We start from the raw sequence: 13,667 nt of genomic DNA on the forward strand, positions 1-13,667 counted from the left end.
CATGGCGCCCCCTTCGGACCACCTGAGTTCCCTGTCCGACCGGGCGCTGATGGAACGCGTGGCGAAGATGGACGCGGAGGCCTTCGAGGTCTTCTACGACCGTCACGTCTCGTCCGCCTACGCCTTGGCCTACCGCATCGTCGGCAGCCGGCAGCCGGCCGACGACGTCTGCCAGGAGGCCTTCCTCTCCGTGTGGCGGTCCGCCGCGCGGTACGACGCCGACCTCGGCAACGCGCGCTCCTGGATCCTGGCGGTCGTCCGCAACCGGGCGATCGACCACCTCCGTCGCGTGACCCGCACGAAGGAGCGCGAGGTCGCCGACGAGGCCCTCGCCGAGCGCCACCCCGCCCCACACGACCAGGGCACCGAGTCCTCGGCGCTGCGCAACGCGCAGGCCGGCGAGACCCGCGAGCTCATGAACGAGCTGTCCGAGGATCAGCGGCGCGTCATCGAGCTGTCCTTCTACTCGGGGTACTCGCACAGCGAGATCTCCGCGATGCTCGAGCTGCCGCTCGGCACCGTCAAGGCCCGGATGAACCGCGGCCTCGCGCGCATGCGCAACGTCCTTTCGGCCGGAGAGACCACATGAGCAGCGCAGACGCCCCGCGCGATCTGATCGGACCCTTCGTCCTCGGCGCCTGTACGGCCGAGGAGGGTGCGCAGGTCCGCGCCCACATGACCGCGTCGCCCGAGTTCCGGGCCGAGGTCGACTCCTTCGACGACGTCTACGGCGCGCTGCTCGACGTGCCCACCCCCGACGTCGGGCCCGGCCCCGACCTCAAGCGCTCGATCATGGCGCAGGTCCAGGCCGAGGCCTCGCTGTTCCAGGCGGCCGGCCCGGACGAGCGCGCGGCGCTGGTCCGCGAGCACGCCCGGGCCGCGGACGCCGCGGAGCCCCCGGTCGCCACCCCGGCGCCTGCCGTGTTCCGGGGCGAGGGCGAGCCCGGGCCCAGCCCGCGACGCAACGCGTTCCTCGACGCCCTGATGCACCCGGCTCGCGCGACCGCGCTGGCGGCGGTGCTCGTGGCGTTGATCGTCGGCGGGATCGTGCTGGGAAACGGCGGAGGCGGTGACGGCAGCGGAGGATCCTCCGGTCCGCGGGAGTACATCGGGCAGTTCACCGACCCGGCGAAGGCCAAGCAGGCGACGGTCAAGATGGTCGCCGACAAGGACACCAACCAGCTGCGCCTCCACGGGTTCATCCCGGCCGGCGAGGGCAAGAAGTACCAGGTGTGGCTGCGCTCCGGCGACGGCGACCCGAGGCCGACGAAGGTCCTCTTCGACGTCGACGGCAAGGGCAACGCCACCGCGACGGTCCCCGGGGACATGGCTGATGTCGACGACGTCCTGGTGACGGCCGAGCCCGCCTCCGGGTCGACCACGCCGACGTCGGACCCGGTCTTCCACGTCCAGATCTGACCTGCGCCCCGCCCGTCGCGACGGGCGATGCAACGACGAACGCCCCGGTCCTCGACCGGGGCGTTCGTCGTTCCGGGGCTGTCGCCGCGGCGCGGTCCCGAGCGGCGGGAGCCGATCCCCCCGCCGGCTCAGGCCACCGACGCGCGGTGCAGCTCGCGCGGGGCGAGGTCGACCACGTCGGCGAGCAGCTCGTAGGAGCGCCGCCGCTTGTCGTGGTCGTGGATCACCGAGGTGACCATGAGCTCGTCCGCGTTCGTGCGGGCGAGGAGCTCCTCGATGCCGCGGCGGACGGTGTCGGGGCCGCCGACGATCTGCGACGCGCGACGGGACTCCGCGAACTTCTGGGCCGACGGGTCCTTCAGGGCGCGCTGGGCCTCCTCCGGGGTCGGGAGGAGCCCCGGGTTCCCCTGGCGCAGGCGCAGGAACTGCAGGACGTTCGAGCCGTTCAGGAACTCGGCCTCCGCGTCGTCCTCGGCGGCGACCACGGCCGTCCCGAGCATCACGTACGGGCGCTGCAGGACCTCCGACGGCTTGAACGACGCGCGGTAGAGGTCGACCGCCGGCACCGTGTGCTGGGCGCTGAAGTGGTGGGCGAACGAGAACGGCAGGCCCAGCTCGCCCGCGAGCTGCGCGCTGAAGCCCGACGAGCCCAGCAGCCAGATCGCGGGCTCGTAGCCGTTGTTCGGGACCGCCTTGACGCGATGCAGCGGGTCCTCGCGCGGCAGGTCCCCGCGCAGGAACCCGCGGAGCTGCGCGAGCTGGGCGGGGAAGTCGTCCTCGTTGGAGAACGGGTCGTTCGAGCGTCGGAGGGCCGCCGCGGTCAGGCCGTCGGTGCCGGGCGCGCGGCCCAGGCCCAGGTCGATCCGGCCGGGGTGGAGCGCCTCGAGCATCCCGAACTGCTCGGCGACGACCAGCGGCGCGTGGTTGGGCAGCATCACGCCGCCGGAGCCCAGGCGGATCCGTTCGGTGCCCGCCGCCAGGTGCGCGAGCAGCACCGGCGGGGACGAGCTGGCGATGCCCGTCATGTTGTGGTGCTCGGCGACCCACACCCGGCCGTACCCGAGGGCCTCGACGTGGCGGGCCAGGTCGAGCGCGTTCGCCAGCGCCTGCGACGGCGTCGAGCCGTCCGCGACGGGGGCGAGATCCAGGACCGACAGGGCGACGTCGCTCATGCATCCATCGTGGCAGCCCGGGGCGCGGACCCCGATGCGAAGCGGGTTCCGGTCCGGTTGCCGGGCGGGGGCGGGCCGTGGGTCCCGGGGCACGTCCGCGTCGTACGTCGACGAGCACGTGCTCCCGGCGGGCCGGGCCGCCCCTGGTCGCGCCGCCCCCGCGGCAGTACGGTGGGCCGGTGCCGCACGACAACGTCGCCCTGATCACCCGGTTCTACGCCGCGCTGGACTCGGGCGACGCCGCCGCGATGGGGGCCTGCTACGCCCCGGACGCGACGTTCACCGACACGTTCTTCAAGGGGCTCCGCGGTCCCGAGGTCCCGGGGATGTGGGACATGCTCCTGCGCCGTGCGACCGAGATGTCCGTCGTCACGGACGAGATCGAGGCCGACGACACCACCGGGTCGGCCCACTGGGTGGCGACGTACCCGTTCGCGAAGACCGGCCGCACGGTCGTCAACGACATCCGGGCGCGGTTCCGCTTCCGGGACGGCCTGATCGTCGAGCACGTCGACCGCTTCGACGCCCGCCGCTGGGGCGCCCAGGCGTTCGGCCCGGCCGGCAACCTGCTCGTCCTGCCGCCCGCGCGGATGCTGCTGAGCCGCGCGGTGAAGAAGGACCTCGACAAGCACCTCGCTCGCGGCTGAGCGGCGGGCTCACCCCTCCGGCCGCAGGACCTCGACCTCGCGGTCCGTCGTCCCCGGCGCGAGGAACCGGAGGAGCCGGCGGCCCTCGGCGCGGATCGACGCCTGCGCCTTCTGCGACAGGCGGGCGAACGGTCGCACGGCGATCGACGCCCGGCCGCTCCCGACGTCCGGCAGCCACGTCGCGACCCCGAAGCCGTCGTGGAGCACCGTCCCGTGGATGTGACCGTTGACGGTGAAGACGTGCGGCCGGTGCTCGTGGTCGAGGATCCGGGAGTGGTCGACGTGCGACAGGATCGCGTTGTCGAAGCGGGGGAGGAACCGCACCGGCGCCGGCGCGTCCTCCGGCGGCCGCGGGGCGCCCTGCAGGTCGAACAGGGTGCGACCGCGCTCGTCCTCGAAGGTCACGAGGTCCGGCAGGTCGTCGAGGACCGCCCGGGTGCCCTGCAGGCCCGACCACTTCGTGACGTCGGCCGCGGTGGCGGGACCGAACGCCCCGAGGTAGCGGCGGACGAGCCCGTGCGGCGGGCCCTCCGGCGCGAGCGGCGCCGGGACCAGTCGCTCGGCCGGGGCGAACGTCGCGTTCCCCGGGAAGCCGTCGGGGTGGCCCGGCTGCGGCAGCTGGACGAGCGGCAGCAGCATCCGGGCGACGTGCGCGGCGGCGTGGCCGTCGAGCTGCGGGAAGGCGTCGTGCAGCGGCTCGCGGAGCGCGGCGATCGTCCGCGGCTCCTCCGTCAGCAGGCGATGGGCGTGGGCGAGCACGGCGTCGAGGTCGGCCTCCTCCGCGACCGCACGCAGGTGGGGCAGCTGCATCGCGGTCCGCAGCACCGGCTGCAGCGCCATCCGGTGCGCCGCGTAGTCGCCCGCGGAGAGCAGGTGGATCGTGCCGCGCATCGCGGTCGCGCGCACGATCCGGCCGTCCCCGAGCGCGTCGAGGAGGTCGTCGCGGCGGAGGTCCTCGACCCGGCTCCACAGGCCGACGAACGGCGGTGCGGGCTCCTGCGCCTGCACGCCGACGAGCCGCTCGGTCATCGCGACCACGTCGACCGCGTCACGGACCAGGAGCCCCTGGCGGGCGAGCAGCGCGCGGTTCAGCCGCCGGCGCGAGAGGACCTCGGTCATGCCGGGAGCTTCGCGCGGATCGAGGACGGAGGACGTCCGCGTCGGACGCTCCATGACCTCCGAGGTAACGGACGGGCGGCACGACGGCAGGTACCGTCGCGGCGTGTCCACCGTCGCCGCCCACCACGCCGGCACGCTCCTGCGGGAGTGGCGCCACCGCCGCCGGCTCTCGCAGCTGGAGCTCGCGCTCGAGACCGGCATCTCGACCCGGCACCTGTCGTTCGTCGAGACCGGCCGGTCGCGCCCGAGCCCCGAGCTGCTCCTGCGGCTCGCGGACCCGCTCGAGGTGCCGCTCCGGGAGCGCAACCAGCTGCTCCTCGCCGCCGGCCACGCACCCGTCTACGGCGAGCGGGACCTCGACGACCCCGCGATGGCCCCGGTGCGAACGGCGCTCGACCTCGTCCTCCGCGGCCACGGGCACTCGCCGGCGCTCGTCGTCGATCGGCAGTGGGGGCTCGTCGCCGCGAACGCCGCCGTCGGCCTCCTGACCGCGGGCGCGGCGCCCGAGCTGCTGGCCCCGCCCGTCAACGTGCTGCGGCTCAGCCTGCACCCCGACGGCATGGCGTCCCGGATCCGCAACCTCGCCGAGTGGCGCGGCCACGTGCTCGGGCGCCTGGGGCGGGAGGCCGCGGCCGGGGGCGACCCGGCGCTCGCGACGCTGCTGGACGAGCTGCGTGCGCTGCCCGGCGGTCAGGCCGAGCCCGGACCGGAGCGCTACGGCGAGATCGCCGTGCCGATGATCCTCGCGCTCGAGGACGGGACGGAGCTGTCGCTGATCAGCACCGTCTCGACGTTCGGGACGGCGATCGACGTGACCCTCGCCGAGCTGTCGATCGAGGCGTTCTTCGCCGCCGACGCGGAGACCGACGCGCATCTGCGGCGCCTGGCGGAATGAGCCGCGGACGCCGTCCGCCACCGGCGTTTCCTCCCTGGGACACGGGGTAGGCGACCTCCATGTCCCTCGAGGAGTCCTCATCGTGACCGACCCGAAGTCGTATCTCGCCAGGAAGGCGGCCAAGAAGGCCGCGAAGATGACCGTCAAGCACGCCGCGCACGGCACGGCCACGAAGGCCAAGCGGCAGCCGATCCGGTCGGTGACGCTGCTCGGCCTCGGCGCGATCCTCGGCAGTGCCGTGTCGTTCGTGATCGCCCGTCGGGCGACCGCGCGCCGGGTGCTCGCCGAGAAGGTCGCCGCGGACGCCGCCGCCGTCGTGGCGGCGGACCAGGAGCGCGCCGCGGCCCGCCACGAGCGCCGCCGCGCCGAGCTCGACGACCGCACGCTGACCGATCGCGTGAAGTCCGAGATCTTCCGGCCCGCCGACTCGCCCAAGGGCGACGTCGTGGTCGACAGCGAGAACGGCGTCGTGCACCTCCGCGGCTCCGTCGCCAGCCCCGAGCTCCGCGACCGCCTCGTCGGCGACGCGAACGCGGTCGACGGGGTCAAGAAGGTCGAGGACCTGCTGCACGTCCGCTCATGAGCACCTCGACCCCCATCGCCCACGACTCCGGCACCTTCGACATCGGTGGCGAGCTGACCGTCCACCGCCTCGGCTACGGCGCCATGCAGCTCACCGGCGAGGGCGTGTGGGGCCCGCCGAAGGACCACGACGAGTCGATCGCGGTGCTGCGGAAGGCCGTCGAGCTCGGCGTCGACCTCTTCGACACCGCGGACTCCTACGGCCCGTTCGTGTCCGAGGAGCTGATCCGCGAGGCCCTGCACCCCTACGCCGACGACGTCGTGATCGCGACGAAGGCCGGCCTGACGCGCCCCGGTCCCGCCGACTGGCGCCCCGTCGGGCGCGAGGGCTACCTGCGCCAGCAGCTCGAGGGCTCGCTGCGGCGCCTGGGCGTCGACGCGATCGACCTGTGGCAGCTGCACCGCATCGACCCCGACACCCCCGCCGACGAGCAGTTCTCGACGCTGAAGGCCCTGCAGGACGAGGGCAAGGTCCGGCAGCTCGGGCTCTCCGAGGTCACGGTCGACCAGCTGGACGCGGCGCTCGACGCGGGCGTGAAGGTCGCGACGGTCCAGAACAAGTTCAACCTCGTCGAGCGCGACTCCGAGGACGTCCTGGACCGCTGCGAGGAGCTCGGGATCGGCTTCATCCCGTGGTTCCCGATCGCGACCGGGCAGCTGGCGAAGGACGGCGGCCCGCTCGACGAGATCGCGAAGGAGCACGGCAGCTCGCCCGCCCAGCTCGCGCTCGCCTGGCTGCTGCACCGCTCGCCGGTGATGCTGCCGATCCCGGGCACCTCGAAGGTCGCCCACGTCGAGCAGAACATCGCGGCAGCCGGGATCGCGCTGTCGAAGGACGAGGTGGAGCGCCTCGAGCAGGCCGGTCGCGACGCGGCCGACGCCGACTGAGATCCGGGGCCGGTCCGTCGTCGTGACCGGCCCGTCTCCCGGGGTCGCCCGTGGGTCCGGCCGAGCGACGGTCCCCACGCCCGGCGCGCCGCGATCGCCCGCCGCACCGGTGCGGCAGGCCGGCCCGGGTACCGTCGGACCATGACCGCGACCCCCTGGTCGACCGCCTCCGCGGGCCTCTCGCTGCCCCTGCGCCTGGCCTGGGTGCTCGCCAGGGAGGACGGCCGGCCCCCGGTCGAGGTCGGCGGACCCGGCCCTCTGCTCCTCGGCGCCGCCGTCCTCCAGCTGCTGCACGACCGGGCGCTGCGGCGCGAGGGCGCGGGCTACGTGCGGGGCGACGGCGACCCCGGCGACCCGTTCGAGGCCTGGGTCCGGGACGCGCTCCCCGCGGGCGACGACGGCGACGTGCAGCTCGAGGAGCTCGCGGCGGACGTCGCCGGGCGGGCCGGCGAGCAGGCGACCGAGGCGCTCGAGGACCTCGGGCTCCTGACCCGGGTGCCCCGGAAGGTCCTCGGCGTCCCGCTCGGGCGGTCGCTCCGGGTCGCGGACCCCGAGGCGCTGATCCGCGACCGCGGGCTCGTCCGCAGCGTGCTGGACGGCCAGGAGTCCCACGACGTCGCGATGGGCGCCCTGATCGCGTACCTGCACCACGGCGGGCTCGTCGCGCACCTGGATCCCGAGGACCTCCACGCGGCCGAGCTCCGCGCCGCACGGATCGCGGGGGAGGACCCGGACGGCCGCCCCGCACCGCAGGGCCCGGTCGCCGAGGCCGTGGCCCGGACCGTCGCGGCGATGCACGTGGTGCTCGTGCCCGTCGGCGTGGTCCAGATCGTGTCGACGAACGCGCACCACCACCCGCACGACTGACCGCCGCACGTCGGTGGCTCAGGTCGTGATGCGCCACCCGGCGACGTCGACGAGGAAGTGCGCGAGCACGAGCGCCCCGAGGTAGAACGTCGAAACCGCGAGCGCCGCGCCGACGCGGGCGGCCCCGGGACGGTCGCGCGTCAGCAGGAAGCCCGTCGCCGCAGCCCAGCCGAGCGCGGCCTCCGCCGGCAGGACGTAGAGCGCGACGCCGAGCGTGCGGGTCGTGTCCCCGGCCGGCGCCCACAGGTCGATCACCGGGGCGAGCAGCTCGCTGCCGAGGAAGATCCCGACGGCGAGCGCGGCGGCGCGGGCCGGGCTGCCGGCCGCAAGCGCGACGGAGGCGAAGAGCGGCGGCACCCACATCCCGGCCATCGCGACGGGGATGACGTCGTCGATCCGCGGGCCGCCGACGTCGGGGAACCGCAGGGTCCCGACGAGGTCCGCGAGCACCCAGTCGGGGAGCACCTGGAAGACCGAGACCGGCAGGAGGAACGCCCACAGCGCCACCCAGTCGGCCCGGCCGACCCGCGCGGCCACGACCGGCAGCGCGACGTTGTAGCCCACGACGCACGCGAGGACCCCCCAACCCTGGGCCGGGGACGGCAGCAGCACGGCGACCGTGCCCCCGACGAGGAGCAGGACGTGGACGAGCACGATCGCCCGGACGTCGCGGGGCAGCGTACGCGGGGACGACCCGGTGGCGGGGAGGGCGACGGACGGCACGACGCGACGGTACCCGAAGGGTGACGCCTGCGTCACTTTTTGCTCAGCCGGGGGCGGCGCGCGCTTCCTGGAGCCGGTCGACGAGCTCCGCCTGCGCGGCCACGAGCTTGACGCGGGCCGTGTCCGGGTCGACCCACGCCACGCGGTCGACCTCCGGGAACGCCTGACGGCGACCCGACCGCGGCGGCCACTCGGTCTCGAAGGTGCCGGGCACGATCGACGCCGGGTCCAGGTCGCCCTCGACCGCCCACGCATGGACGCGCTTGCCGTTCTTCTGCCGGACCTCGCCGAGGTCGACCGGCGCGCCCTCGGGCACCGGCAGCCCGAGCTCCTCGGTCCACTCGCGGCGCGCGGTCTGGAGCGGCTCCTCGCCGTCCTCGACCTCGCCCTTCGGGATCGACCAGGCGCGCTCGTCCTTCTTCGCCCAGAACGGGCCGCCCATGTGGGCGATCAGGAGCTCGATGTCGCCGCCGGGGGTGCGGCGCCAGAGGAGGAGGCCGCCGCTGAGGACCGTCGATGCCATGGGCGCATCATCGCGCGGGACGGACGACGAGGATGCCTGCGCTCACCGCGGCGCCGGCTTGAAGAGCCGCACGTTGCGGTCCTTCGCGGTGCCCGCGTTCTTCCCCGGCCGGCCGCCCTGGGCGTCGAGGTAGGCGAGCTCGCGGGCGGTGTCGGCGAGCGGGTCCGGGGCGGTGTCGAGCTTCCAGGTCTCGAGGACCGCGCCGCCGCCCGCGGTCTCGCGGACCCGCAGCGCCCGGCCCTGCTGCGGCCAGTCCGCGAGGGCCGACGTCGTCAGCGACCAGTAGCCGCCCGACGGCGTGCGGACGGGGACGACCTCGTCGTGGTGCGTGTCGCCGCCGATCGTCGCCAGGACGCGCGGGGCGCGGGCGAGGCGGGCCCGGAACGCGCGGCCGTTCGGGGTGCGGTCCAGCGGGTCGTGGAACGCGACGAGGACCCAGCGGTCGCCGGCCGTGGTCAGCGCGCGGTCGAGGAACGCCTGCTGCGCTGGATCGACCGGCCCCTCGTCATCGCCGCCGCGGGGGACGTCGTCCAGGAGGATCACGCGGACGCCCGTGCCGAGGTCGCGCACGGTGTCGGCCCGGCCGTCGCGGTCGCTCGCGAGGCCCGCCTTGGCGAGCTGTCCCACGACCTCGGGGCCGCTCAGCAGCCTGCGCGTCGGGTCGGCCCGGACGGCCGCCGTGGTGCCCGGGAGCCGGCCGGCGGAGAGGAGCGCGTTCACCGCCTGCTGCGCGGCGCCGGCGTCGCGGGGGATCGTGCGCGCGAACGCCGGGTCGGGGGTCACGAGACGGCGGTCGCCCACGGCCACGGCACGCAGCGCGGGCGTCGCCAGGACCTCGCCGCCGACGAGCACGTCGTGGTTGCCGGGGACGACCGCGACCGGACCGTCGAGGCCGGGGGCCGTGAACGGGCGGCGCGCGCGGTCGAGCAGACCCGGCTCGCGCGGCGGGTCGACGTCCGGGCGGTAGTAGAAGGGGTCGGCGTTGTCGGCGCCCTGCAGGGCGTGGGCGTCGAACGGGCGGACGCGGCCGCCCTTCAGCGCGGTGATCGCGGCGGTCAGCTCGTTCTGCTGGTCGTTGTCGACGAGGTCGCCCGTGACGACCGTGAGCTGCGGATCGAGGCGGTTCACGGTCTTCGTCGCGGCCGCGAGGGTCTGCAGCGTCAGGCCCTCCTGCGGGCGGAAGATCGGGTTGAACGGCGCGCCGAGGCGGTCGAGGAACGGGATCCGGGCGGGCGAGGCCGTGTCGCGGACGTGGGTGTCGGTGAGCTGGGCGACCGTCGCGAGCTCCTTGCCGGGCGACGGGGTCGCGGTGCCCGCGGGCAGCAGGTCGCGGCGGTCGCGCAGGTGCTCCCCGGGGCCGTCCCGCAGGACCCCGCTGCCGGACGGGTCGCGGACGGTGACGTCGAGGGTGGAGCCGGTCCTCGGCGGGTCGTCGTCGCCCCCGCCGACGAGCAGGAGCACGAGGAGGACGATCGTCCCGGCGACGAGGAGCGCGACCGAACGCCGGAGCCACGCGGTGGTGGGAGGGACGCGCACCGCTCAGCCCTCCCGCAGCCCGTGGACGGGCGGCTCGGCGACGACGCGGCGGGCGACCCAGCCGCCCGCCAGGACCGCGAAGACGACGAAGCCGCCGGTGACCCCGAGGACGGCACCGGTCGACGCGGCGGTGCCGAGGTCGGCGTAGCCCGCGGCGAGCTGCGAGACCAGCGGCGAGAAGACGAGGCGCTGGAGGAGGAACGCGACGAGGGCGCCCGGCAGCGCGAGGACGAGGCCGGCCCCGAGCAGCACGCGGACGACGGTCGGGGTCGCGGCGCCCTGGGCGCGCAGCAGCGCCAGGGTCGGACGGCGCTCGCGGGCGGTGAGCGCGAGGGCCTGGATCAGCGCGTAGAGGCAGACGAGGCCGTCGAGCGCCGCCACCGCCTTCAGCACCGTCGCGAGGGTGTCGAGGAACGCCTTGTTGCTCGTCGTCGCGCCGCCGACCTTCGTGGGGGACGCGCCGATCGCGGCCAGGCGCGGGCCGACGGTGGCGACGTCGGTGCCGTCCTCCAGCCGCACCGCGATGTCCGGCCGCAGGCCGGGGTCGGCGGCCAGGAGCCGGTCCGGGCGGGCGAACGCCACGCGGCCGTCGTCCTGGAGCGCGCGGACGGTGCCGACGACGCGGAACCGCGCCTCGCCGCCGTTCTGGAGCTGGACCGCGAGCGTGCCGCCGGTCCCGAGGCCCAGGGCGGTCGCCAGGCCGGTGCCGATCTCGACCTCGCCCGGGCCCCGCACGCGGCGGCCGTCGGCGAGCGGCGGGTTCACGAAGCGGTCGAGTCGCCCGTCGAACGCGGTGATCTTCACGGGCTCGCCGAGCGCGAACGAGTCGGCCCCGCGGACCTCGTAGCGCTCGCCGGCGTCGGCGACCCCGGGGACGGCGCGGACCGCGTCGACGCCACCGTCGGGCGCGCGGACCGTCAGCGCGTAGCGGGTGCCGACGGCGCTCGGGTCGTCGCGCAGGGCCACGAGCAGGGACGCCAGCCCGAGCATCAGGAGGATCACGCCGCCCGACACCCCGAGGACGGCGACCGTCGCGCCGGCCCGCCCGGGGCGCGCGAGGACGAGCTTCGCGCCGAGGCCGAGGAAGCCGGTGCGGCCGGGACGTTCCCGCCGGTCCGCCCGCAGCTCCCGCCGCACGCGCCATCGCGTCCGCAGGCCGCCCTCGACCAGGGTCCCGCCCCGCAGGAGCGCCACCGGCGGTCGTCCGGCCGCGCGCCAGGCCGGCCACCCGGCAGCGGCGGCGGCGATGGCACCGAGCAGCAGCGTGAGACCCGCGAGCGGCAGGACGAGCGCGCCGCCGGGCGGCGTCTCGTTCAGCGCCGAGAGCAGGTCGCTGCTCGGCCCCGCGATCACGAGCGCCCCGACGAGCACGCCGAGCCCGCCCGCGACCAGCCCGATCAGCCCGGCGGCCAGGGCCTGCTCGCCCGCGACGGTCCCGCGCGGGACGCCGATCGCCCGCTGGACCCCGATCACCGGCAGTCGCCGTGCGACCTCCGACGCCGACTGCGACGCGAGCATGGTCGTCGCCGCGATCAGGGCGACGAGCGAGAACGCGACGAGCAGCGCGACGACGACGCCGGCGGCCTGGTCGATGATCAGCCGCACGCCGGTGCGGGTGACGAAGCGGAGGTTGCCGACGCCGTAGGTCGTCGCCCGGGCCTGCTGGAGCGTCACGTCCGTGCGCGAGCGGTCGTGGGTCCAGACCAGCGCCTGGTTGACCCGGAGCCGGCCACGGAACCGGGCCTCCAGGGCGGGACCCGAGAGGTACACCCGCGCCGCGGTCGCCAGCGGGAACGCGACGTTGTCGGGCGCGATCGAGATGCCGACGATGCGCACCTCGCCGAGACGTCCGACGTCGATCGTGTCCCCGACGTGGAGCCCCCAGGACCGCGCGAGGCCCTGCTCGACGAGCGCGTCGCTGCTGTCCCGCCCGCCCCGTGGGAGGTCGCGGCCCTCGACGATCGCGTAGCCCCGACGCGCGTCGGTGTCGACGAGCTGGAGCGCGCCCTTGCCGGTCTCGTGGTCGGCGGCGCGGACGCGGACGTTCGAGATCTCGGTGCGCGGGGCGTAGTCGGCGACGTTCGGGAGCGCCTCGATGCGGGCGCGGATCCTCGCCGGGTCCTGGCCGGAGAACCGGGCGACGATGTCGGGCAGGTCGGAGCGCTCGGCGGCGCGGTCGAAGCCGCCACCCAGGCCGATCGAGACGGTCAGCGCCGCCCCGGCCATCGCTCCGGCGACGAGGACGCCGGCCGCGGCGAGGACCGTCCGGCGACGCCCGGAGCGCAGGAGGGAGAGCGCACCGCGGAAGAGGCGGCCGACCGCGGCACCGAGGCCGGCGGTGCCGCTCACGCCCCGGGTCCCGCGGTGGGGACGCCGGGCCAGGCCGCGGAGATGCCGATCCGGGTCGCGAGGACGCGGAGCCCGTTCTCCAGGACGCCCGGGCGTCCGAGGCCGCTCACGCCCCGCCGACCGCCCCGTGCGCCGACGCGACGAGCCGGCCGTCCACGAGCGTCACCGTCCGGTCGGCCATCGCGCTCGTCCGGGGCTCGTGGGTCACGACGATCACGGCCCGGTCGGCGGTGGCGGCCGAGCGCAGCAGGTCGAGGACCGCGGCGCCGGAGGCCTCGTCGAGGTTGCCCGTCGGCTCGTCGGCGAGCAGCACCGGCGGGTCCAGGACGAGCGCGCGGGCGACGGCGAGGCGCTGTTGCTCGCCGCCGGAGAGCTCGTGGGGCCGGCGTCGGGCGGCGTCGCCGAGGCCGAGCCGCTCGATCAGCTCCCGGCCGTGCGCCGGGGCCGATCGCGGCGCGCCCGGCAGGCGGGTCGGGAGGAGCACGTTCTCCTCGCCCGTGAGCTCCGGGACGAGGTGGAAGAACTGGAAGACGAACCCGACCCGGCGGCGACGGAACGCCGACAACGCGCGCTCCGACCGCCCGTCGACCCGCTCGCCCGCGACCTCGATCGTGCCCGCCTCGGGACGGTCCAGCGCGCCCACGAGGTGCAGCAGCGTGCTCTTCCCGGTGCCCGAGCGACCGACGATCGCGACGACCTCGCCGGCGGCGACGTCGAGGTCGGCCCCGTCGAGGACGCGTCGCGTGGCGCGGCCGGCGCCGTACGTCTTCACGAGTCCGCGGGCGCTGATCACTCCGCATGACGGTAGGGCAGGCGACCGGCGACCGAGCCGGTCTGGGGCGAAGGTCCAGGTGCGGGGAGCGGGTCCTGGCGCGTCGGCGCTCGGAGTCGGCCCGCCGCGCCCGTCGGCGGTCGGTCGCGCGGCCCTCGGGCGGGCCGCGGCGCGG

14 protein-coding genes are annotated in these 13,667 nt (G+C 75.7%); 7 read left to right on the forward strand and 7 right to left on the reverse strand.

Annotated elements, in window-relative coordinates; all coding sequences use genetic code 11:
- Position 1 precedes the first annotated feature (1 nt).
- A complete protein-coding gene (locus PATMI_RS0112195; RefSeq protein ID WP_026911095.1) occupies positions 2 to 589 on the forward strand; it encodes an RNA polymerase sigma factor in 588 nt (195 codons plus the stop codon).
- Positions 586 to 1,419, forward strand: coding sequence for an anti-sigma factor (locus PATMI_RS0112200; protein WP_026911096.1), 834 nt, complete (start codon positions 586 to 588; stop codon positions 1,417 to 1,419). Before PATMI_RS0112195 ends, PATMI_RS0112200 begins: the two co-directional genes overlap by 4 nt.
- A gap of 128 nt (positions 1,420 to 1,547) precedes the next feature.
- Here the strand turns inward: PATMI_RS0112200 and PATMI_RS0112205 are convergent, their stop codons facing one another.
- Positions 1,548 to 2,591, reverse strand: a complete 1,044-nt coding sequence (locus PATMI_RS0112205) for an LLM class flavin-dependent oxidoreductase (RefSeq protein ID WP_026911097.1) — start codon at positions 2,589 to 2,591, stop codon at positions 1,548 to 1,550.
- A gap of 179 nt (positions 2,592 to 2,770) precedes the next feature.
- Between PATMI_RS0112205 and PATMI_RS0112210 the strand changes: the two genes are divergently transcribed.
- A complete protein-coding gene (locus tag PATMI_RS0112210; protein ID WP_026911098.1) occupies positions 2,771 to 3,238 on the forward strand; it encodes a nuclear transport factor 2 family protein in 468 nt (155 codons plus the stop codon).
- Between the two features lie 9 nt (positions 3,239 to 3,247).
- Here the strand turns inward: PATMI_RS0112210 and PATMI_RS0112215 are convergent, their stop codons facing one another.
- Entirely contained in the window at positions 3,248 to 4,411 is a 1,164-nt protein-coding gene (locus PATMI_RS0112215; protein WP_051471480.1) for a winged helix DNA-binding domain-containing protein, read from the reverse strand.
- Positions 4,412 to 4,460: 49 nt separating this feature from the next.
- On the opposite strand from PATMI_RS0112215, the gene PATMI_RS0112220 reads away from it, so the two are divergent.
- The 4 genes from PATMI_RS0112220 (at position 4,461) to PATMI_RS0112235 (ending at position 7,589) form a co-directional block, all read left to right on the forward strand.
- Positions 4,461 to 5,252, forward strand: coding sequence for a helix-turn-helix domain-containing protein (locus PATMI_RS0112220; protein ID WP_026911100.1), 792 nt, complete (start codon positions 4,461 to 4,463; stop codon positions 5,250 to 5,252).
- Positions 5,253 to 5,334: 82 nt separating this feature from the next.
- Positions 5,335 to 5,835, forward strand: a complete 501-nt coding sequence (locus PATMI_RS34495) for a BON domain-containing protein (protein WP_026911101.1) — start codon at positions 5,335 to 5,337, stop codon at positions 5,833 to 5,835.
- The gene (locus tag PATMI_RS0112230) at positions 5,832 to 6,722 is read left to right on the forward strand and encodes an aldo/keto reductase (RefSeq protein ID WP_026911102.1); all 891 of its coding nucleotides are present in this window, start codon (positions 5,832 to 5,834) and stop codon (positions 6,720 to 6,722) included. The genes PATMI_RS34495 and PATMI_RS0112230 overlap by 4 nt, the downstream gene beginning before the upstream one ends.
- A 141-nt stretch (positions 6,723 to 6,863) precedes the next feature.
- A complete protein-coding gene (locus PATMI_RS0112235; RefSeq protein ID WP_026911103.1) occupies positions 6,864 to 7,589 on the forward strand; it encodes a GPP34 family phosphoprotein in 726 nt (241 codons plus the stop codon).
- An 18-nt stretch (positions 7,590 to 7,607) separates the two neighbouring features.
- Here PATMI_RS0112235 and PATMI_RS34500 read toward each other — a convergent pair whose 3' ends face one another.
- From PATMI_RS34500 to PATMI_RS0112265, 5 genes are all read right to left on the reverse strand, one after another.
- Positions 7,608 to 8,312, reverse strand: a complete 705-nt coding sequence (locus tag PATMI_RS34500; RefSeq protein WP_051471482.1) for a DUF6989 domain-containing protein — start codon at positions 8,310 to 8,312, stop codon at positions 7,608 to 7,610.
- A gap of 43 nt (positions 8,313 to 8,355) precedes the next feature.
- Positions 8,356 to 8,835, reverse strand: a complete 480-nt coding sequence (locus PATMI_RS0112245) for an NUDIX hydrolase (protein WP_026911104.1) — start codon at positions 8,833 to 8,835, stop codon at positions 8,356 to 8,358.
- Between the two features lie 42 nt (positions 8,836 to 8,877).
- Positions 8,878 to 10,371, reverse strand: a complete 1,494-nt coding sequence (locus tag PATMI_RS0112250; protein ID WP_026911105.1) for a metallophosphoesterase family protein — start codon at positions 10,369 to 10,371, stop codon at positions 8,878 to 8,880.
- Between the two features lie 3 nt (positions 10,372 to 10,374).
- Positions 10,375 to 12,720 (reverse strand): ABC transporter permease, encoded by a 2,346-nt coding sequence (locus tag PATMI_RS0112255; RefSeq protein WP_026911106.1) that lies wholly within the window; start codon positions 12,718 to 12,720, stop codon positions 10,375 to 10,377.
- Positions 12,721 to 12,826: 106 nt separating this feature from the next.
- Positions 12,827 to 13,513 (reverse strand): ABC transporter ATP-binding protein, encoded by a 687-nt coding sequence (locus tag PATMI_RS0112265; protein ID WP_026911107.1) that lies wholly within the window; start codon positions 13,511 to 13,513, stop codon positions 12,827 to 12,829.
- Positions 13,514 to 13,667: the final 154 nt, after the last annotated feature.

This window comes from Patulibacter minatonensis DSM 18081 (assembly GCF_000519325.1).
GTDB classification, from domain to species: Bacteria; Actinomycetota; Thermoleophilia; order Solirubrobacterales; family Solirubrobacteraceae; genus Patulibacter; species Patulibacter minatonensis.

Excerpts from the sequence above, each read along its gene's own strand:
- PATMI_RS0112235 (WP_026911103.1), top strand. The coding sequence starts at position 6,864 with ATGACCGCGACCCCCTGGTCGACCGCCTCCGCGGGCCTCTCGCTGCCC.
- PATMI_RS0112245 (WP_026911104.1), bottom strand. The coding sequence starts at position 8,835 with ATGGCATCGACGGTCCTCAGCGGCGGCCTCCTCCTCTGGCGCCGCACC.
- PATMI_RS0112205 (WP_026911097.1), bottom strand. The coding sequence starts at position 2,591 with ATGAGCGACGTCGCCCTGTCGGTCCTGGATCTCGCCCCCGTCGCGGAC.
- PATMI_RS0112195 (WP_026911095.1), top strand. The coding sequence starts at position 2 with ATGGCGCCCCCTTCGGACCACCTGAGTTCCCTGTCCGACCGGGCGCTG.
- PATMI_RS0112230 (WP_026911102.1), top strand. The coding sequence starts at position 5,832 with ATGAGCACCTCGACCCCCATCGCCCACGACTCCGGCACCTTCGACATC.
- PATMI_RS0112215 (WP_051471480.1), bottom strand. The coding sequence starts at position 4,411 with ATGGAGCGTCCGACGCGGACGTCCTCCGTCCTCGATCCGCGCGAAGCT.
- PATMI_RS0112200 (WP_026911096.1), top strand. The coding sequence starts at position 586 with ATGAGCAGCGCAGACGCCCCGCGCGATCTGATCGGACCCTTCGTCCTC.